This window comes from Butyricicoccus intestinisimiae, assembly GCF_018918345.1.
Lineage (GTDB): Bacteria > Bacillota > Clostridia > Oscillospirales > Butyricicoccaceae > Butyricicoccus_A > Butyricicoccus_A intestinisimiae.
On sequence record NZ_JAHLQI010000009.1, the window covers coordinates 26,765 to 45,517 of the forward strand.

An 18,753-nucleotide genomic window follows, 5' to 3' on the forward strand; every position below is an offset into this window, starting at 1 on the left:
GTCTGTATGCGGCTTATTTCGATGAAATTTTTGGATGATTCTCTTACTTTTTCGGGATATAGTCATCCGGATTCAGACCCTTGCGGGTGTAGTAATCGGTCAGAGCTGCCTGAATTGCTTCTTCAGCCAGAACAGAGCAGTGCATCTTTACCGGCGGCAGACCGTCCAGCGCCTCTGCCACTGCCTTGTTGGTCAGCTTAAGTGCTTCTTCAATGGTCTTGCCCTTCACCATCTCGGTTGCCATCGAGCTGGTCGCAACAGCTGCACCGCAGCCGAAGGTCTTGAACTTGATATCCTCAATGACGCCCTCGTCGTTGATCTTCATATACATCTTCATGATGTCGCCGCACTTGGCATTGCCTACTTCGCCGACAGCATTGGCATCTTCAATCACGCCGACATTGCGCGGATTGGCAAAATGATCCATTACCTTTTCGCTGTAATCCATAGTGATAAACTCCTTTTATTGCAATACAATTCCTAAAATATTCTTACTTGTTGTCAAACATCTTCAGCATCGGCTGGCCGCTGATCATCTCATCCCATACCGGAGACATATCGCGCAGCGTCTTGACAACATATGTGATCTTTTCAATCAAGTAATCTACATCTTCCTCGGTGTTCTGCTCACTCAGCGTGACGCGCAGAGAACCGTGTGCGATTTCGTGCGGCAGGCCAATTGCCATCAGAACATGAGACGGATCGAGAGAACCGGTCGAGCATGCGGAGCCGGTCGAGCAAGCAATGCCTGCCAGATCCAGACGCAGCACCAGAGACTCGCCCTCGATGCACTCGATAACAAAGCTTGCGGTGCCCGGCAGACGGTTTACCGGATCACCGGTCAGATGGGTATACGGAATCTTGAGCACGCCTTCAATCAGACGGTCACGCAGACCCTTGACATATGCCATGTTCTTTTCCATATTTTCGTCTGCATAACGAATGGCTTCGCCCAAGCCGACAATACCGGCAACATTTTCCGTGCCGCTGCGCAGACCGCGCTCCTGTCCGCCGCCGTGAATCAGCGGCTCCAGCTTGATGCCCTTGCGGCAATACAGGGCGCCGGTACCCTTCGGTGCATGCAGCTTATGACCGGACAGAGACAGCATGTCAATGCCCATTTCCTTCACATCAATGCGCATGTGGCCAACTGCCTGTACTGCATCGGTGTGGAACAGCACGCCGTGCTTGTGGCAAATATCCGAAATCGCCTTCAAATCCTGAATGGTGCCGATTTCGTTGTTTGCTGCCATGATGGATACCAGCGCGGTGTCCTCTGTGATGGCATTTTCCAGCTCATCCAGCTTGACATGACCCTGCTCGTCTACGCCGACGAACGTGACATCATAGCCGATTTTCTGCATGAATTCGCAGGTATACAGAACAGCATGGTGCTCAATGGTGCTGGTGATAATATGACGCTTGTTCTTCGGCAGCTTGCCGGAGAAGAACAGGCCCTTGATTGCCAGATTGTCCGCCTCAGAACCGCCGGAAGTAAAGTAAATTTCGTTCGGGTCACAGTTGAAGAACTTTGCCAGATGGCCGCGTGCTTCATCCATCGCCTTTTTCTCATCACGACCCAGCTTGTACAGGCTGGACGGGTTGCCATAACCGGTCGTCAGGTACGGCAGCATCGCGTTATATACGTTCTTGGAAATTGGTGTGGTAGCCGCGTTATCCGAATAAACAACACGTTCCATATTTCATATCCTCCTAAAGATATAGGTTTTTTTATTATCACGCAGGCAATACCTGTCTGCGATACTAATATACACGAAATTGGTGTTCATTTCAATAGCCCAGTAAAATAATCGGAAATTTTCCCATAATTTTTTGCTTGCTTTGCAGAAGAACAGTTTTATTTTACTATTTCCGGATTTAGAATACAATATAAATTCGAAAGAAAACTGCGGGCGTGTTTGACAGAAGTCTCCGTAACATGATACACTGAAAAAAAAGAAAAAGGACTGAGCTTTCATGAATCATTCTCAGTATCATGAACAGCGGCTTCGCGTCGCAATCAACCGCCGAACCAATGCAGAGCAAGGCTCTGTGAACAATCGCATCCCGCCGGAATTCGTCTCTTGCAGTGAGGATGGCATGAAATGTACCGTGCGCTACCGTCTCAAGCCGGAAATGCGCAATCCGATGGGCTGGCTGCACGGCGGCGTCACCAGTGCCATGATGGACATGGGCATGGGCTTGCTCGTATATTACAATGCAGATTTTCATTTGTGTCCGACCGCTACCATGACGGTCAACTATATCCGCCCCGGCCGCATCGGCGGAAATCTCATCGTCGAGTCGGAAATTACCTTCCGCGGACGCAAGCTGTTCCACGCCAGTGCACGCGGCTGGATGGAGGACACGCCGGACAAGCTGGTGTGCACGGCGACCGCAACGTATGCGGTCACACCAAAAGCAGATGCCGCCCACGCGGAAAACAAGCGCCTGCGCGAACAAGCCGCCAAAGAAGGGCGTGTCCCTGCAACATCCGAGAAAAAATTTTCGTCCTAACGGTTTTTTCTCATTTTATTCACACAATGTACACATAGCTACGGTATACTGAACATGTAGTCAGGAATGGCTATATAAAAGATTTTTCTTTTATCTCTCTTTTTTACCCCCCTTTAAGTTTTGTACAAGACAAGCCGGATGTCCCCAACATCCGGCTTGTCTATTTTTTGTTTTTATCAAAATTACTTAAAGTATATTTATAATAATTTTATACAAATAAAAATCACCAGTGAAAAGACTGGTGATTTTACTGCTCTTATCTTACGCACAAACCAAACTTGTCTCTCCCTTTGGGAGAGATGTCGCGCAGCGACAGAGAGGGCTTGTATCGGCTACTTTCCTTCTCAGGCTTGCCTGATACGAATTCGTTAGAGATTCGCCCTCTCAGCCATTTGCTGCGCAAATGCCAGCTCTCCCAGAGGGAGAGCCAAGAATTTATTCTTCTTGTCGCGCCAGCATGGTCTGATACAGCTGATTTTTGCGCGCACCGGTCTGCTTCGCCGCCTGTTTGACGGCATCGCGCAGGGTCAGACCGGCAGCTGTCAATTCTTCGGTCAGTGCAATGGCCTGTTCCATCTGATCTGCCGCTCGCTGTTCCGGATGATCGGACGCACCTTCAATGACAAGTACAAACTCGCCGCGCGGTTCTGTCTCCTGATAATATGCCGCCGCCTCCGGCAGGGTCATGCGCAGGCATTCTTCGTGCAGCTTGGTAATCTCTCGTGAAATACTCACGCGGCGTTCTCCCAGCTGCTGTGCCAGCTCCTGCATCGTTGCACGCAGCCGATGCGGTGCCTCATAGACAATGCAAGTCCGTGTTTCTTGCTTGAGCACAGCGAGCCGTTCTTTTCTCTGCTTACTGTTTGTCGGCAGAAAGCCCTCAAAGCACCATTTTCCGGACGGCAGTCCACTCTGTGCCAAGGCACTGACAGCAGCACAAGCTCCCGGCACCGGAATCACGGAAATGCCCGCCTCATGGCACAAATTTGCCAAATCTTCGCCCGGATCGCTGATTGCCGGCATGCCGGCATCCGTCACCAGTGCGCAGTTCTCGCCCGCCAATATGCGCTCGACCAGCTCCGGCCCGCGCTGTTTTTTATTGTGTTCATGATAACTGACCAGCGGCTTACTGATTTCCAAGTAATGCAGCAGTTTGCCGCTGACACGGGTATCCTCTGCCGCAACAAAGTCCACTTCGCCGAGCGTCCGAACCGCACGATACGTGAGATCCTCCAGGTTTCCAATCGGTGTTGCCACCAAATAAAGCGTTCCTGCCATCAAAATTCCTCCCTGTGATAGATCGTTCGGTATTCTTCCGTGTGTTTTCCGTTTTCCCCGCAGACAAGCAGCGGCGGCAAAACCTGTACGCCGGGCGCACTGCCGCGACGCGCTTCAATCAGAACCGCAGACGGCACAGCGGTTGCCCGCTGATGCACAAACCGCATGCGTTTGGGTTCTAACTGTCTGGCTCTCATTTCCGTAATCAATTCACAGATTCGTTCCGGCCGATAAACAAACGCGGCGCGTCCGCCAAATTTGACGAGATATGCAGCAGCTCGCACGGCATCTGCCGCCGTTCCGCTGCTGTCCTGCCGTGCCGTGCTTTTATTGACGCCTTTTGCGGAAAATCCGCTGTTTTGCGCAAAATACGGTGGATTGCACACAACATAATCAAATGAACCTGTCGAAAACAGTGATTGACTCTGCTTCATATCGCCGCAAATCACCCGCATGCGCTGCTCCAAGCCATTGTGCGTGATATTCTCCTTTGCCAGAGCGGCAACTTCCGGCTGGATTTCCAATCCTGTGACAGTAATATGGGCATGCCGTGCGCACAGCAATACACTGAGCGCGCCGTTGCCGCAGCCCAAATCCATGATGCTTCCGCGCGCCGGCGGACAAGCAAAATCGGACAGAAGCATGGTGTCCTGTCCTAGTTTGAAAAAGCGGTCATCCTGTATCAACGAAAATCCGCCCCATAATTTATCTGTCCGGCGCATAGGCAACTACCTCTACATTTAGTATACTATAATGCAAATTATCCCATATGTATCATATTGAGTGCTTCATGCTCCCAACCACGGTCGGATTCCGGATCCGGTTCATCTTCCAGCAGATTGAACGCCGCCATGCCGTATGCATCGCGCATCGCGAGCAGCTCCTCATAATATGCGCGGCCGTCCGGCTCGTCAATATACGGAATCTGCTCCCACGGCAAATCGGCATTGACCGCCGCAATGATTTCATTTTTCTCGGAAACAAACAGTGCCATGTTGAAACTCCTTGTTTGACTGAATTTTTATGTTCTTTGAAGAAAGACTTTTTTAGGCTCCCTCTTTGAGGGAGCTGGATTGCCGCCTTGCGGCAAGACTGAGGGAGCAGCTGGCCAGCATGTTTTTTCCGATTTACTCTGATACGAATTGGGCAGAACCTTGCCCTCTCAGTCATTTGCTTCGCAAATGCCAGCTCTCCCAATGGGAGAGCCAAGAAGCCATTGCGAACCGCGCGCCAAACGAATCAGAGTAGCTCTAATGCAAACTTTCTCGCGTGCTGCTCCTTCCGTCATGGCTTGCGCCGTGCCACCTTCCTCAAAGAGGAAGGCTTTTTGTTCGTTGTTTGACGATCTGATCGATTTGTGTACAAACTTCCGAAAAATTCTTATCAATCTGTTGATTTGAGAACCGTATCACAAACAGATGGTATGATTCTAAAACGGCAGTTCTCTCCCGGTCATATGCCATTCCCTGTGCTTCATTGTGTTGTGCACCATCCAGCTCAATGACAAGCCTTGCTGCATGGCAATAAAAGTCAACAATAAATCCTCGAATTGTTTTCTGTCGCTGAAATCTAACTGGATACGTACTCAAATAGTCATACCAAAGATGTTTTTCTTGTTTTGTTGCATCTTTTCGGAGCTGTTTTGCTCGTGATATCAAGTCTTGACGATACGGTAACGAAATAGCACTCGCCCCTTTTGATAATTATCTGTATAATTTTATTTAAATTATATTATAAGTTATCTTTTATTTTTTTCCACTCCGCCACAGCAAGCTCATCACAGCGATTGTTATTCTCGTTTTGCGCGTGACCCTTGACCCAATGGAACGTCACATCGTGAACTTCCAGCAAGTCGAGCAGCCGTTCCCACAAATCCGGATTTTTAGCCGGTTCTTTGGGTGTGCGCATCCAATTTTTTGCGCGCCATTTGACCGCCCAGCCCTTTTGAATGGCATCAATGACATATTTGCTGTCCGAATACAAATCGACTGTACACGGCGTTTTGAGTGCTTCCAGCGCTGTGATGACACCGAGAAGCTCCATGCGATTGTTGGTTGTGTTCGGAAATCCCTTGCTGATTTCTTTTCGGTGCTCTCCGTATTGCAGGATAATACCGAAGCCGCCTGGCCCCGGATTGCCGGAGCAGGCGCCATCGGTATAAATCACGACATGTTTATTCTGTGCCATCGGTTTCCTCAGCGGTCACGTCCTGTGTTTCGGCAGATTCCGGCACCTCATCCTCTGCCAGTTCTTCCTCCGGTTCCTTGTCTACGCGGGTAATCGCATTGACATGGACATTGTCACCCGTGCGCATGACGATAACACCCTTGGAATTTCTGCCGCACAGACGAATATCTCCGACATCCGTACGAATCATGACGCCGTCATCCGTGATAATCAGCACATCATTGTCATCATCGACAACGGCACAGCCTGCAATATGACCAGTCGCATCGCTCAGCGCATGTGCCAAGATGCCCTTGCCGCCGCGGTGATGAATGGAATAATCCTCAACCGGTGTCCGCTTACCGAAACCGTTTTCTGTAATCGTGAGCACTTCGCCCTCCGGACGTGCACGCACGCCGCCGATCACGCGGTCATCCTCATCCAGCTCAATGCCCTTGACACCGACAGCAGAACGACCCATTGCGCGAACTTCACTCTCATGGAAGCGAATGCCGCGTCCCTTTGCCGTAATCAGCAGCATATCCTGCGTGTCATCGGTCAGACGGACATCAATCAGGCGATCGCCCTCATTGAGCGACAGGGCACGCAGACCAGTCTTGCGGATGTGTGTCATATCAGCGAGGCAAACGCGCTTGACAATGCCGCGCTCTGTCGTAAAGAACAGATAATGCTTTTCATCGTACTGTTCTTCCGGCACACTGAACATCGCGGAAATGGTCTCTCCATTTTCCAGCGTCAGCAGGTTGACCAGATTGGTTCCCTTTGCCGTGCGGCTGGTCTCCGGAATCTGATAGCCCTTGAGCAGATATACCTTGCCAAAGCTGCTGAAGAACAGAATATTGTCATGCGAGGACGCTGCAAACAGCACCTCTGCGTAATCCTCTTCCCGCGTTGCCATGGCATTGACGCCGCGGCCGCCGCGGCGCTGGGCGCGATACGATGAGGTCGGCAGACGCTTGATATAGCCTCTGTGCGTCAGCGTATATGTGCAGTCCTCCTGCGGAATCAAATCTTCAATGTCAATATCGTCATCTACGATTTCAATGCCGGTGCGGCGTTCATCGCCGAACTTGTCGCGAATGGCAAGCAGCTCGGTGCGAACAACTTCCAGCTGCTTTTGACGGCTGCCCAGCACATCCATCAGCTCATGAATGCGTCCTTCAATTTCGTTGTATTCATCGACGAGCTTTTGACGCTCCAGACCGGACAAACGACCCAGACGCATGCTGACGATCGCCTGTGCCTGTTCTTCATCCAGATGGAACGGATATTCTTCCTTGCCGTCTACGATGCCGAGCAGAGCAATCTGATTGATGATAAACGTCTCTGCAATCAGGTTCTGCTTGGCTTCTGTCTCATTTGCCGATGCGCGGATAATAGCAATGATACGGTCAATATTTTCCGTTGCAACCTTCAAGCCCTCTAAGATATGTGCGCGCTTCTCTGCACGCTTCAGCTCATAGCGGCTGCGACGCTCAATAATTTCTCTCTGGAACTCAATGTATTGGTCAATGAGCTCGCGCAGATTGAGTGTGCGCGGCTGATTGTTGACCAGTGCCAAATTATTCACCGAAAATGTATCCTGCAGCTGAGTGTAATGGAACAGCTGATTGAGTACAACCTGTGCATTGGCATCGCGCTTGAGTTCGATGACAACGCGGATACCCTCGCGGTCGGATTCATCACGCAGGTCGGAAATGCCTTCTACGCGCTTATCCTTGACCAAATCAGCAATGCTCTCCACCAGACGCGCCTTATTGACGCCATATGGAATTTCGGTTGCGACAATGCGGGTTCGGTTGTTCGGCATTTCTTCAAAGTGCGTGCGCGCACGAACCTTGAGCTTGCCGCGGCCGGTTGCATACGCTGCGCGAATGCCGCTGCGGCCCATAATCACACCGCCGGTCGGGAAATCCGGTCCCTTGATATACTGACAGATCTCATCAAGACCTGCTTCCGGATTGTCGATGACATGGCAAATGCCGTTGATTACCTCTGTCAGATTGTGCGGCGGCATATTGGTCGCCATGCCGACAGCAATACCTGTCGAGCCGTTGACAAGCATGCTCGGGAAACGCGACGGCAAAACAATCGGTTCCTTGCGGTTGTCATCGAAGTTCGGCATAAAGTCAACGGTATCTTTGTCAATATCCGTCATCATATGCGCTGCCAGCTTGCTCATACGCGCTTCCGTGTAACGGTAAGCTGCCGGAGGGTCGCCGTCAATCGAGCCGAAGTTGCCGTGACCGTCAATCATCGGGTAGCGCAGCGAGAACCACTGTGCCATACGAACCATCGCGTCGTATACCGAGGCATCACCGTGCGGATGGTACCGGCCAAGTACATTACCAACGGTGGTAGCCGCCTTGCGGTATGCACGGTCTGCGGTCAGGTGATCTTCGTACATTGCGTACAGAATACGGCGATGTACCGGCTTGAGACCGTCGCGTGCATCCGGCAGCGCACGGCCTACAATAACCGACATCGCGTAGTCGATGTACGATTTTTTCATCTCTCGTTCCAGATCGACCGGAATGATCTTCTGGTTTTCAAAATGGATTTTATTCTTTTCAGTATCCTTTGCCAACTTGCTTATGCCTCCTCATCCAACAATTCAGAGAGACAAGAAATGGCCTCTTCCAGCGAATCCAGCGCATCCCCTAGGATGGCATCTTCTTCGGAGGTCTTTTTCGTCTTCTTGGCCGGCAGCAAATCTACCAGCGCATCATGTCCGTCCATGAGCTGCTGTGCCGCAGCTCTGATCCGTGCTTGTTTTAATTCGTCCATGCGTACCTCCGGCTTATTAAATATCCAGATTGCTGACGTACTTCGCGTTTTTCTGAATGAATTCGCGGCGCGGCTCTACCTTTTCGCCCATAAGCAGCGTAAAGATTTCGTCTGCCATCGAAGCATCTTCCAGCGTTACCTGCAGCAGCGTTCTGTTTTCCGGATTCATGGTTGTCTCCCACAGCTGTTCCGGATCCATCTCGCCGAGGCCCTTATAGCGCTGAATATCCACGCCGTCACCCATCTCAGCCAGCACACTGACCTGTTCCTGCTCAGTATACGTATAGCGCACGCTCTTGCCCTTGGTGTTCTTAAACAGCGGCGGCTGTGCGATATACACATGTCCCTGCTCGATGAGCGGACGCATATAGCGGAAGAAGAAGGTGAGCAGCAGGGTTCGGATATGGCTGCCATCGACGTCGGCATCCGCCATCAGAATAATCTTGCCGTAGCGCAGCTTTGCCGGATCAAAATCCTCACCGAAACCCGCGCCAAACGCGGTAATCATCGGCGTCAGCTTATCATTGCCATAGACCTTGTCCAACCGCGCTTTCTCTACGTTGAGCATCTTGCCCCACAGCGGCAAAATGGCCTGATACCGGCGGTCACGGCCTTCCTTGGCAGAACCGCCTGCGGAATCGCCCTCGACAATGTAAATCTCTGTCAGCTTCGGATCTCGCTCCTGACAGTCTGCCAGCTTGCCCGGCAGAGAACCGGATTCCAGTGCGCTCTTGCGGCGTGTCATTTCACGCGCCTTGCGCGCTGCCTCTCTTGCGCGGGATGCGGTCTGTGCCTTGTCAATAATCGCCTTGCCGACAGACGGATTTTCTTCAAAGAAAATGGTCAGTTTTTCGCTGAGCATGGAATCCACCAGATTGCGCATATCCGAATTGCCCAGCTTGGTCTTGGTCTGGCCTTCAAACTGCGCCTCCGGCAGCTTGACGGAAATCACGGCGGTCAAACCCTCACGGACATCTTCGCCGGAGAAATTCTTATCGCTGTCCTTCAGGAAGCCAAACTTGCGGGCATAGTCGTTAATTACCTTGGTCAGCGCCGACTTGAAGCCGGTCTCATGCGTACCGCCCTCTGTTGTATTGATGTTGTTGGCAAAGGACAGCAGATTTTCGCTGTATCCGTCGGTATACTGCAGTGCAACCTCCGCCATGGAATTGTCGCGGCTGCCCTCCACATAGATGACTTCCGGATGCAGCGCCGTCTTGTTGCGGTTTAAATACGCGACAAACTGTTTGATGCCGCCTTCATAGTGCATCACGTCCTCGCGCGGCTCGTCATCCGGATCGCGTTCGTCGCGCAGCGTAATTTTTACGCCGCCGTTGAGGAACGCCTGCTCCTGCAGCCGATTGGCGAGAATCTCATAGTCATACTGCAAAGTTTCAAAAATCTGTCCGTCCGCCTTAAACCGAATGGTCGTGCCGGTCTCATGCGCACACGGCACCGAACGCAGGGTAGATACCGTCTTGCCGCGGGCAAATTTCATCGTGTATTTGTTTTCGCCGTCATACACGGTTGCTTCCAGCCATTCGGACAGGGCATTGACAACGGAGGAACCTACGCCGTGCAGACCGCCGGATACCTTGTAGCCGTCACCGCCGAACTTACCGCCGGCGTGCAGCACAGTCAGCACCACTTCCAGCGTTGGAATACCCATCTGCGGGTGAATGCCGACCGGAATGCCTCGGCCGTTATCGCGCACGGTGACGACGCTGTCCGGCTCCAACGTCACCTCAATATGGGTGCAGTAGCCCGCCAATGCTTCATCGATGGAGTTATCCACGATTTCATACACCAAATGGTGCAGGCCGCGCGCAGAAGTCGAGCCAATGTACATGCCCGGGCGCTTGCGGACTGCTTCCAGTCCTTCCAGCACCTGAATCTGGTTCTCATCATAGGTTTCCTTGACGGTCAAATCCAGGATCTCTTCGCTCATACTCATATCATACGTTCCATTTCTCCGGCGAACCTTCCTAAGAGAGGGAAAAAACAGCGCCGGCCGCCGGCTGCGGCTGCTGTCTCCAATTACAAAAAATCAGCATGGAATAAAACAATCCCGCATTGCACGGGATGTCTTATTCACAACAAAATCCAATCGAGCGGATTATTCCGCCGCGCCCTGCTCGCTTCTGCGCAGCAAAGTCGCTGTCGAAAGCTGGGAAATGTACAGGGTGCGCACACCGCCTTCTTCACACAAAATACAGGACTTTGGCAGATCCTCAAAAATAGACTGTACGCGTCCTGCTTTTTCCATAGAGGCGATAAGTGCACGGGTATGCTTCGACCATGTTGCAGTGTCCATATCGTAAACACCGAGAATGGAACTGGCCGGAACGACCACATCCTGTCCCAGATGCAGATACATGCAGACACCTCCTGCTCCGAGTGAAATTTCCGTCCTTTGGGGAATCCGAAAGGAGCCCCAACTCTGATATTTATTATACCACTTTTTGTGAAGTTTTGCACGTGTTTTCTCAAAAAATATTTGATTTTCCTCAATTTTTCTTTACTTTTCCGGCGAACACGAGCGAGCTTTTCCACACGTTTTTCCACAGGTTGCATTCTGGGTATTTTTTCGCAAATTTTTAGGGCAAAAAGGCAGATGATTCCCGCAGGAACCATCTGCCTTTTCCGTTATACCTGCTGCACCGTACCTTGTGAAACCAAGAACATGCGTCCTCCCTGCACCTGTGCGAGCTTTTCCGGCTCACAGCAGGTAATGAGAACCTGTCCGTTTTCGATGCGGTTGAGCACGAAATCCTGCCGTTTGGCATCCAGCTCACTCAGCACGTCATCAAGCAGCAGAATCGGATATTCTTTTGTGCTGTCATAAAACATATCACGCTCTGCAAGCTTGAGCGACAACGCGCACGTGCGCACTTGTCCTTGAGAACCAAAGCTTTTCGCCGAGCGGCCTCCGATGAGCAGTTCCAGATCATCCTTGTGCGGTCCTGACAGACACGAACGCGATGCGATTTCTGCCGCGCGATGTGCACACATATGCTCCCAAATCTGCATGCCAATCTCTTTTGCGGAGGCAAACGGATCCGGCACAGCGGACACGGTGTGATAGCAGTACGACAGCTGCTCATTTTTACCGGACAGCGAGGCGTGAATGCCCTGTGCTTTCTCCATCAGTGCCCGCAGATAGTACGCGCGGTACCGCACGATATGTCCGCCTATCGCGGACATTCTGAAGGAGAAATCATCCAGTGCGTCAAGCAATGATGGTTTTTCCTCTGCGTCCTTCAAAATGCGCAGCTTGTTCTCGTGCAGTTTTCCATATTCGGACAGATACCGCGCATAGTTCGGCCGCAGCTGGCACAGCGCAATATCCATAAACCGCCGCCGTGCAGCGGCGCCCTCCCGAATCAGCAGCAAATCTTCCGGACAAAACAAGACGGTTCGCAGCACACCCGTGACGTCAGACAGGCGTTTTTGCTTGACCTCATTGACAAAAAATTGTGCGCGCCCCGCCTGTGGGATCACGGCCCGCACGGTTCTGTCACGTTTTTCAGCGAAAAAGGCCGCGCGGACTTCCGCCTGCTGTGCGCCAAAGCGCACAGCATCCCGCTTTTGTCCCGACCGGAACAGCCGCGTAGTTGACAGAAGACCGACAGCCTCTAAAATATTGGTTTTTCCCTGCGCATTTTCTCCGCAAAATACATTGACTCCCGGCGAAAGTGCCAGCTGTGCAGTCTCATAGTTTCGAAAATCGCGCAGATACAGCGTTTGGATGTTCATACAATGCGGAACTGCTGGCCGTCAGCCAACGCAATGACATCGCCCTTGTGCAGCTTTTTGCCGCGCTGCGTGCAGGTCTCACCGTTTACGGACACCTGTCCCTCTTCGATCATCCACTTTGCTTGTCCGCCAGTCGAACACACGCCGGCAAACTTCAAAAACGCATCCGCTTTGATAAATTCTGTGGTAATTTCAATTGTTTCCATCGTATTTTCTCCGTCCTTTACTCTGCCTTCAGACGTACCGGCAGAACCAAATACGTGAATGCATTGCCTTCTTCTGGGGTGAACACAATCGGATTCAGGCTGCCTTGCAGCGAAATGCGTACCTTTTCCGACGGGCAGGCGCGCAGGGCATCGAGCAGATAGCGGTTATTAAATCCGATTTCCAAATGCGGCACATCGCCGTCGTATTCAAATTCATCGTACGATTTGCCGATGGTAGTGATGCAGCTCAGCTTGAGCAAAGAGCCGTCAAATTCCATGCGAACCGGTGTCTTGAGCTTTTCGGACACGATGAGCGAAACGCGCTCAATCGAGGAGATCAGCTGTCTGACATCGACTGTGATAACTGCTTTTGCGTCCGCCGGAATGGCAGCTTGATAATTGAGGAATTCACCTTCCAGCAGGCGTGTGATGAGAACCGTGTCGCCGATACGGAACAAAATATGGCGAGAATCCGGATAAATTTCCACGACATCGGAAGATTCGCTGAGAATTCGTTCTACTTCGCGCAGTGCAAATGCAGGAACGACGAAACGGGCGTTGGTTGGCACTGGTGCTTCCAGCGTCTCGCGGCGCACGCTCAGACGGTATCCGTCGACGGCGGCTACGCGGAGCTGGTCATCGGACAGTTCGAACAGGCAGCCTGTCAGGATTGGTTTGGTTTCGTTGTCAGAAACGGCGAAAATTGTCTGTGAAATCATGGATTTCAGCATGGATTGCGGCAATATAATCGGATTTTCGCTGTTTTCCACTTCCGGCAGCTGCGGGAATTCTGTTGCATCAGACGCAACGAGATTGAACATGGCGCGGCCGCAATGAATGGTGGTCAGCATTTCCTGATCGGTTTCCACGTAAATGGTGTTATCCGGCAGTTTGCGGATCATGTCGCCGAACAAACGTGCGTTGAGAACGGCGGTGCCCGGTTCTGTCACAGTAGCTTGGATGGTGACGCGAACGCCCATTGACATATTGTAGCCGCATAACGTCAGACCTCCGGCTGCATCGGCGGTGATGAGCAGACCTTCCAGCAGTGCGATGGAGCTTTTATTGCTCACAGCGCGGGATGCTGTGGTGATGGCTTCTTGAAGAATGGATTTTTCGCATGAGAACTGCATGGTACTCCTCCTTATGGATAGTGATGAATATACGGATGTGTTGTATACCTGTCCGGCTCGATGTCTGATGTCTGATACATAGAGCGAATACGGTATATTCTCTTATAAGAATGAATAGTATATTTTAGTAATAGTAGTAGAGGCCTGCATTCTGTGGAAAACGTGTGATGCGTCCGAAATTTGGGGATTTTTTCGTTCTCTTGTACCTGTGGATAATTTTGGTGGAAAAGTGGATAAGTTTTTTACCGATTGCTTATCCACAGAAATGTTTCCACAGTACACAGGAATATGTGGATAAATTTGCAAGAGATCCCCATCGTTCTGGTGTATAATTATACAGCATGCATGTATATTCGATTACCCGCGAATATTTGTCTTGAGTGTTTTGATGATGTTGTCCATTTCGCTGGTTTCTTTGAGATAGTTTTCGATTTTGTTGATGGAATGCAGGACAGTCGTGTGGTCACGGGAGAAAATTTTGCCGATTTCCGGTAGAGAATAATCTGTGAGGTCACGAACAAGATACATGGCAACTTGGCGCGGTAGGACGAGATCTTTGGATCTGCCGCTGCCCTTGAGCTTTTCGACCGGTGTGCAGTAATAGCGGGAAACTTCGCGGAGAATCATTTCCGGTGTTGGGTTGAGACCGGGATTTTCCTTAAAAATATCCGCTACGGCTTCTTTTGCCAGTTCAATATCAATGGCGCGTTCCATTAAGTCGTGCAGCGCTTTGATTTTCTTGACGGTTCCTTCCAGCTGGCGCACATTGGATGTGATGGTTTTTGCGATGTAGTCGACGACGTCCTCCGGAAGCTGGACGCGCAGAGAATCCGCTTTGACGTGAATGATCGCCATACGGGTTTCGTAGTCCGGCGGCTGAATGTCTGCGAGCAGACCCCATTCGAATCGGGTTTTCAGTCGGTCTTCCAGTGTGTGAATTTCTTTTGGTGGTCGGTCGGAGGTTAATACGATTTGCTTGTTTGCTTCGTATAATGCATTGAATGTGTGGAAAAATTCTTCCTGTGTGCGATCCTTGCCTGCGACAAACTGAATGTCATCGACGAGCAGCAGGTCTGCCAGCCGGTATTTGTCGCGAAATTCCTGTACCTGTCCGGCACCGATGGAGTTGACCAATTCGTTGGTGAAATCTTCGCCCTTGATATAGATGATGCGGAATGACGGATGATCGCGGCGCACGACGTTTGCAATGGCATAGAGCAAATGCGTTTTTCCCAAGCCGGATTGTCCATAGATAAACAGCGGATTGTAGTTTTTGGCCGGATTGTTTGCGACAGCGGTTGCCGCGGCGTGTGCAAATTTGTTGGAAGAGCCGACGATAAACTGTTCAAAGGTGTACTCGTCTTCCGGATAGTTGTTGTGTGCGATCGGCGTCGGTGCGTCTCCGGTTGTCACGATAACGTTGATGTCCGCGGAGAATAAATCGCGCAGTGCGTCTTTGATGGTCTGTAAATAGCGCTCATCAATGATTTCCTTTTTAAATTTATCCGGTGTGTGCAAAAGCAGGGTGTCATCTTTGAACTCGACAGCAGTCAGGTCGTCAAACCATGCGTCCAGCGTCACGGCTTGGAGACGGCCTTGGAGTAAGCCGAGCACCAGTTTCCAGATGTCAGCGGGTGTGTTCATATGATATCATTCCTCTCCCTTGGGATGGTCGTTCATGAAATTGGACGGGCTCCGGCTTGTGCGGATACCAGTACAGAGTATATAATACCATCAATTTTGCACCGTGTCCACAGGGTTTTCCACAGCTTCCACAGGAAAACTCTTGAAAAAATGATTTTTTTCCGCGAAAAACGAGCAGAATATGCAAATAAGCATTGACAAAATGAGAAATTCATGCTTATAATGTATCTTGTACACGCACGCAATGAATTTGAGTGTGAATGGAGGTGCAGCTAAGTATGGTAAGAACTTTCCAGCCGAAGAAGCGTCACCGCAGCAAGGTGCATGGCTTCCGCAAGAGAATGGCTACTGCTAACGGAAGAAAGGTTCTCGCTCGTCGTCGCTCCCGCGGCCGTAAGCGTCTGAGCCTGTAATCCTTGTGCGCATGGGCGCACAGTGAAAAAGAGAACGTGCTCCGCGATGGCGGTCTTTCCACGAAATGTGCGTTTCGGGGGAGAAAGATATGCTCTCTTTTGAAAAGAAGGACAACAAATGAGTGAGAGAAGCGTCGGACTTCGCGTCGGTTTCTCTTCACCGCTGAACAGAAATGGACCGCTTTGCGGTCCATTTCTGTTATCAGCACAAATTATCCTCTGTGTATAGCGGAGGCGGCGCGATTACAATTTGGACAGGCTGTGCGCCGAGATAACAAACCAGACCTGTCAGCTCCGGCATACTACATCGAGCCGGAGAGGAAGATTGTTTGTGGGGCCCGTGCGTGTACTGCAAGCCTCCTGCGATCTTCCGCAATACGGAACAAAGGAAGTCGGGCGATGAAGAATACCTTAAAGGAAAACCGTGATTTCCGCAGACTGTATGGAAGAGGCCGCTCTGCGTCCTCGGATTGTTTGGTTGTCTATGCCATGCACAATAAATTTGGTGCAGGGCGGCTTGGTATTACGGTCAGCGTAAAGCTGGGCTGTGCGGTGCAGAGAAACCGCATCAAACGACTGATTCGCGAAGCATACAGGCTGCATTTGGATGAGCTCCAGCCCAATACGGACCTCGTTGTGGTGGCACGTTTTCGCGCGGTGAATGCACCGTATGAGCGCGTGGAACGTGCGTACTTGCGCTGTCTGAAACAGCTGGGACTGCTGCAGACGAAAGAAGGAAAATAAATCATGATGAAAAAAATCATGATTCTGTGCATTCGATTTTATCGTTCCGCTATCTCGCCGCACATGAGACCCTGTTGCCGGTATACGCCGACCTGCTCCGCCTATGCGCTGGAAGCGATCGAAAAATACGGCGCATGGAAGGGCGGCTGGCTCGCAGTCAAGCGAATTCTGCGCTGCCATCCGTTTTCGCACCACAATCCCTATGATCCGGTGCCCTGACGGAAAACGACAACAAACCCCAATTTGGAGGATCAAATGGGAAACTTTTTCGGAATTATTATTGTAAGACCGCTGGGTCTGATTCTGATGGCGATTTGGTCGCTGGTTCAGAACTATGGCTTGGCTCTCATTCTGTTTACGCTGATTGTAAAGCTCATCCTTCTGCCGTTTATGTACAAGCAGAAAAAGGGCATGAAGAAGATGAATCTGGTGCAGGCGGAATCCGCTGCAATCCAGAAGCGCTATGCGCGCAACAGAGAAAAAATGAACGAGGAAATGCAGAAGCTGTATGAGCGCGAGGGCGTGAACCCGATGGGCTCCTGCCTGCTTTCCTTTATCACGCTGCCGATTATGATGGCTCTGTACTATGCAGTGCGTCAGCCGATGAAGTACATGATGGGTCTGTCCAACGACACGATCGAGGCGATCGCAAAGGTGTTGGGCACAACCTATGACAGTCACTCTGTCTCCGGTCAGATTCAGCTGGCAAAGATGGTTCACGAGAACTGGGACAAGGTCGCAGACTTTGCCACCAAGGGTCTGGTAAACATCGACTTTAATTTCCTCGGCATTGACCTGTCTGCGATTCCGCAGTTTTCGCATCTGGATATCCTGTGGCTGATCCCGATTCTGTCTGGCGGCACAGCGCTGATTTCTTCTCTCGTTATGAGAAAGACCCAGAACATGCAGAACCCGAATGCACAGCAGAACCAGAGTGCACAGATGAACTCCACCATGAACACCATGCTGATTATTATGCCGCTGATGTCCGTGTGGATTGCATTCACCCTGCCGGCATCTATGGGTATCTACTGGACGGTGAACAACCTGTTTACCGTTGCGCAGGAGCTGGTGCTGACTTGGTATATCCTCAAGTTTGACAAGGCTGAGGACGACGAAGAGACCAAGGCACGCAAGCGCCGTGAGGCTGCACACAAGCTCAAGCTGGAAGAACAGGCGAAGGAGAAACAGGAAGCCGGAGAGCAGACCGAGTACCGCGGTGCAAAGGCTGCAAATGTTTCCAAGAAGAAGCTCAAGGCATATCAGGCAGAGATCCAGAAGGAAAAAGACAAGGAAACTGCTGCTCGTGCTGCGCAGATCAAGGCAGAAAAAGAAGCTGCCCGCCAAGCTGGCAAGCAGATTGACGACGAGTAAAAGGACGGAAATACACGTATGACGAAGTATATTGAAAAACAGGCCGCAACCATTGATGAGGCTGTTCAGCTGGCACTCGATGAGTTACAGATGGATCGTGACAGCGTCAGCGTTGAGGTTCTGGAAAAGGGAAAGAGCGGATTCTTCGGCATCGGTGCCGTTCCGGCACGTGTCCGCGTATCGTATGAAGAATCTACCCCGGAGAGCGAGGCAAAGGACTTTGTAGACGGTCTGCTGCAGCGCATGGGCATCCAGGGCGAAGCATTCCCGTCCGTCAAAGAGGATGGACAGATTATTCTGGACATCCGCGGCGAGGATATGGGCGCAGTGATCGGCCGCAGAGGCGATACACTGGATGCCATTCAGTACCTCACTTCCCTGACCATCAACCGCGGAAAAGAAGAGCACATCCGCATTGCGATTGACACCGAGGGATACCGCGCAAAGCGCGAGGAATCTCTCCAGCGTCTGGCGCGCAAAATGGCAGGTAAGGTGCTGAAGTACCGCAAGAACATGACATTGGAACCGATGAATCCGTATGAGCGCCGCATCATTCATGCAACGCTTCAGGATTATAAGGGCGTAACGACTTACTCCACCGGCACGGAGCCGAACCGTCGTGTCGTTGTTGCGATGGAACGCGGCGCAAGACCGCAGCGCAGCGGCGGATACCGTTCGAGAACACCGCGTCCGCGCAGAAATGACGCGGAGTAA

The 18,753-nt window shown here is 51.3% G+C and carries 21 protein-coding genes; 6 read left to right on the plus strand and 15 right to left on the minus strand.

The window, feature by feature from the left end:
- Positions 1-43: 43 nt before the first annotated feature.
- Positions 44-448: a Fe-S cluster assembly scaffold protein NifU gene (gene nifU, locus KQI75_RS12665; RefSeq protein WP_216471199.1), complete on the minus strand. Its 405-nt coding sequence runs from the start codon at positions 446-448 to the stop codon at positions 44-46.
- Positions 449-491: 43 nt separating this feature from the next.
- On the minus strand, positions 492-1,700 hold the full coding sequence (nifS, locus tag KQI75_RS12670; RefSeq protein ID WP_216471200.1) for a cysteine desulfurase NifS: 1,209 nt from the start codon (positions 1,698-1,700) through the stop codon (positions 492-494).
- A gap of 277 nt (positions 1,701-1,977) precedes the next feature.
- Here nifS and KQI75_RS12675 point away from each other — a divergent pair, with 277 nt between their 5' ends.
- Positions 1,978-2,517, plus strand: a complete 540-nt coding sequence (locus tag KQI75_RS12675; RefSeq protein ID WP_216471201.1) for a PaaI family thioesterase — start codon at positions 1,978-1,980, stop codon at positions 2,515-2,517.
- Between the two features lie 435 nt (positions 2,518-2,952).
- Here the strand turns inward: KQI75_RS12675 and rsmI are convergent, their stop codons facing one another.
- The 13 genes from rsmI to dnaA form a co-directional block, all read right to left on the minus strand.
- On the minus strand, positions 2,953-3,795 hold the full coding sequence (gene rsmI / locus KQI75_RS12680; RefSeq protein WP_216471202.1) for a 16S rRNA (cytidine(1402)-2'-O)-methyltransferase: 843 nt from the start codon (positions 3,793-3,795) through the stop codon (positions 2,953-2,955).
- Positions 3,795-4,517, minus strand: a complete 723-nt coding sequence (locus tag KQI75_RS12685) for a tRNA1(Val) (adenine(37)-N6)-methyltransferase (RefSeq protein WP_216471203.1) — start codon at positions 4,515-4,517, stop codon at positions 3,795-3,797. The genes rsmI and KQI75_RS12685 overlap by 1 nt, the downstream gene beginning before the upstream one ends.
- Positions 4,518-4,555: 38 nt before the next feature.
- Positions 4,556-4,789 carry a hypothetical protein gene (locus KQI75_RS12690; RefSeq protein ID WP_216471204.1) on the minus strand — a complete coding sequence of 78 codons (234 nt, stop codon included), beginning with the start codon at positions 4,787-4,789 and terminating at the stop codon, positions 4,556-4,558.
- A gap of 316 nt (positions 4,790-5,105) precedes the next feature.
- Positions 5,106-5,453, minus strand: coding sequence for an endonuclease domain-containing protein (locus KQI75_RS12695; RefSeq protein WP_246566673.1), 348 nt, complete (start codon positions 5,451-5,453; stop codon positions 5,106-5,108).
- 73 nt (positions 5,454-5,526) lie between these two features.
- Entirely contained in the window at positions 5,527-5,982 is a 456-nt protein-coding gene (gene rnhA / locus KQI75_RS12700; protein WP_216471205.1) for a ribonuclease HI, read from the minus strand.
- Positions 5,969-8,569 (minus strand): DNA gyrase subunit A, encoded by a 2,601-nt coding sequence (gyrA, locus tag KQI75_RS12705; RefSeq protein ID WP_281416239.1) that lies wholly within the window; start codon positions 8,567-8,569, stop codon positions 5,969-5,971. Before gyrA ends, rnhA begins: the two co-directional genes overlap by 14 nt.
- Before the next feature lie 5 nt (positions 8,570-8,574).
- Positions 8,575-8,769: a hypothetical protein gene (locus tag KQI75_RS12710; RefSeq protein ID WP_216471206.1), complete on the minus strand. Its 195-nt coding sequence runs from the start codon at positions 8,767-8,769 to the stop codon at positions 8,575-8,577.
- Between the two features lie 16 nt (positions 8,770-8,785).
- Complete coding sequence (gyrB, locus tag KQI75_RS12715; protein WP_216471207.1) at positions 8,786-10,723, minus strand: DNA topoisomerase (ATP-hydrolyzing) subunit B; 1,938 nt, start codon at positions 10,721-10,723, stop codon at positions 8,786-8,788.
- A gap of 162 nt (positions 10,724-10,885) precedes the next feature.
- Positions 10,886-11,146: an extracellular matrix regulator RemB gene (gene remB, locus KQI75_RS12720; RefSeq protein ID WP_216471208.1), complete on the minus strand. Its 261-nt coding sequence runs from the start codon at positions 11,144-11,146 to the stop codon at positions 10,886-10,888.
- Positions 11,147-11,415: 269 nt separating this feature from the next.
- On the minus strand, positions 11,416-12,525 hold the full coding sequence (gene recF / locus KQI75_RS12725) for a DNA replication/repair protein RecF (protein ID WP_216471209.1): 1,110 nt from the start codon (positions 12,523-12,525) through the stop codon (positions 11,416-11,418).
- On the minus strand, positions 12,522-12,731 hold the full coding sequence (locus tag KQI75_RS12730) for an RNA-binding S4 domain-containing protein (RefSeq protein ID WP_216471210.1): 210 nt from the start codon (positions 12,729-12,731) through the stop codon (positions 12,522-12,524). Before KQI75_RS12730 ends, recF begins: the two co-directional genes overlap by 4 nt.
- A gap of 17 nt (positions 12,732-12,748) precedes the next feature.
- Positions 12,749-13,864, minus strand: a complete 1,116-nt coding sequence (dnaN, locus tag KQI75_RS12735; protein WP_216471211.1) for a DNA polymerase III subunit beta — start codon at positions 13,862-13,864, stop codon at positions 12,749-12,751.
- Positions 13,865-14,221: 357 nt separating this feature from the next.
- A complete protein-coding gene (dnaA, locus tag KQI75_RS12740; RefSeq protein WP_216471212.1) occupies positions 14,222-15,508 on the minus strand; it encodes a chromosomal replication initiator protein DnaA in 1,287 nt (428 codons plus the stop codon).
- Positions 15,509-15,786: 278 nt separating this feature from the next.
- Between dnaA and rpmH the strand changes: the two genes are divergently transcribed.
- The 5 genes from rpmH to jag all read left to right on the plus strand — a co-directional run bounded on the left by rpmH (position 15,787) and on the right by jag (position 18,753).
- Positions 15,787-15,921, plus strand: coding sequence for a 50S ribosomal protein L34 (gene rpmH / locus KQI75_RS12745; protein WP_216471213.1), 135 nt, complete (start codon positions 15,787-15,789; stop codon positions 15,919-15,921).
- Between the two features lie 399 nt (positions 15,922-16,320).
- Complete coding sequence (rnpA, locus tag KQI75_RS12750) at positions 16,321-16,665, plus strand: ribonuclease P protein component (RefSeq protein ID WP_216471214.1); 345 nt, start codon at positions 16,321-16,323, stop codon at positions 16,663-16,665.
- A gap of 6 nt (positions 16,666-16,671) precedes the next feature.
- Positions 16,672-16,884: a membrane protein insertion efficiency factor YidD gene (gene yidD / locus KQI75_RS12755; RefSeq protein WP_216471233.1), complete on the plus strand. Its 213-nt coding sequence runs from the start codon at positions 16,672-16,674 to the stop codon at positions 16,882-16,884.
- Between the two features lie 36 nt (positions 16,885-16,920).
- Complete coding sequence (yidC, locus tag KQI75_RS12760) at positions 16,921-18,039, plus strand: membrane protein insertase YidC (protein WP_216471215.1); 1,119 nt, start codon at positions 16,921-16,923, stop codon at positions 18,037-18,039.
- An 18-nt stretch (positions 18,040-18,057) separates the two neighbouring features.
- Positions 18,058-18,753 carry an RNA-binding cell elongation regulator Jag/EloR gene (jag, locus tag KQI75_RS12765; protein ID WP_216471216.1) on the plus strand — a complete coding sequence of 232 codons (696 nt, stop codon included), beginning with the start codon at positions 18,058-18,060 and terminating at the stop codon, positions 18,751-18,753.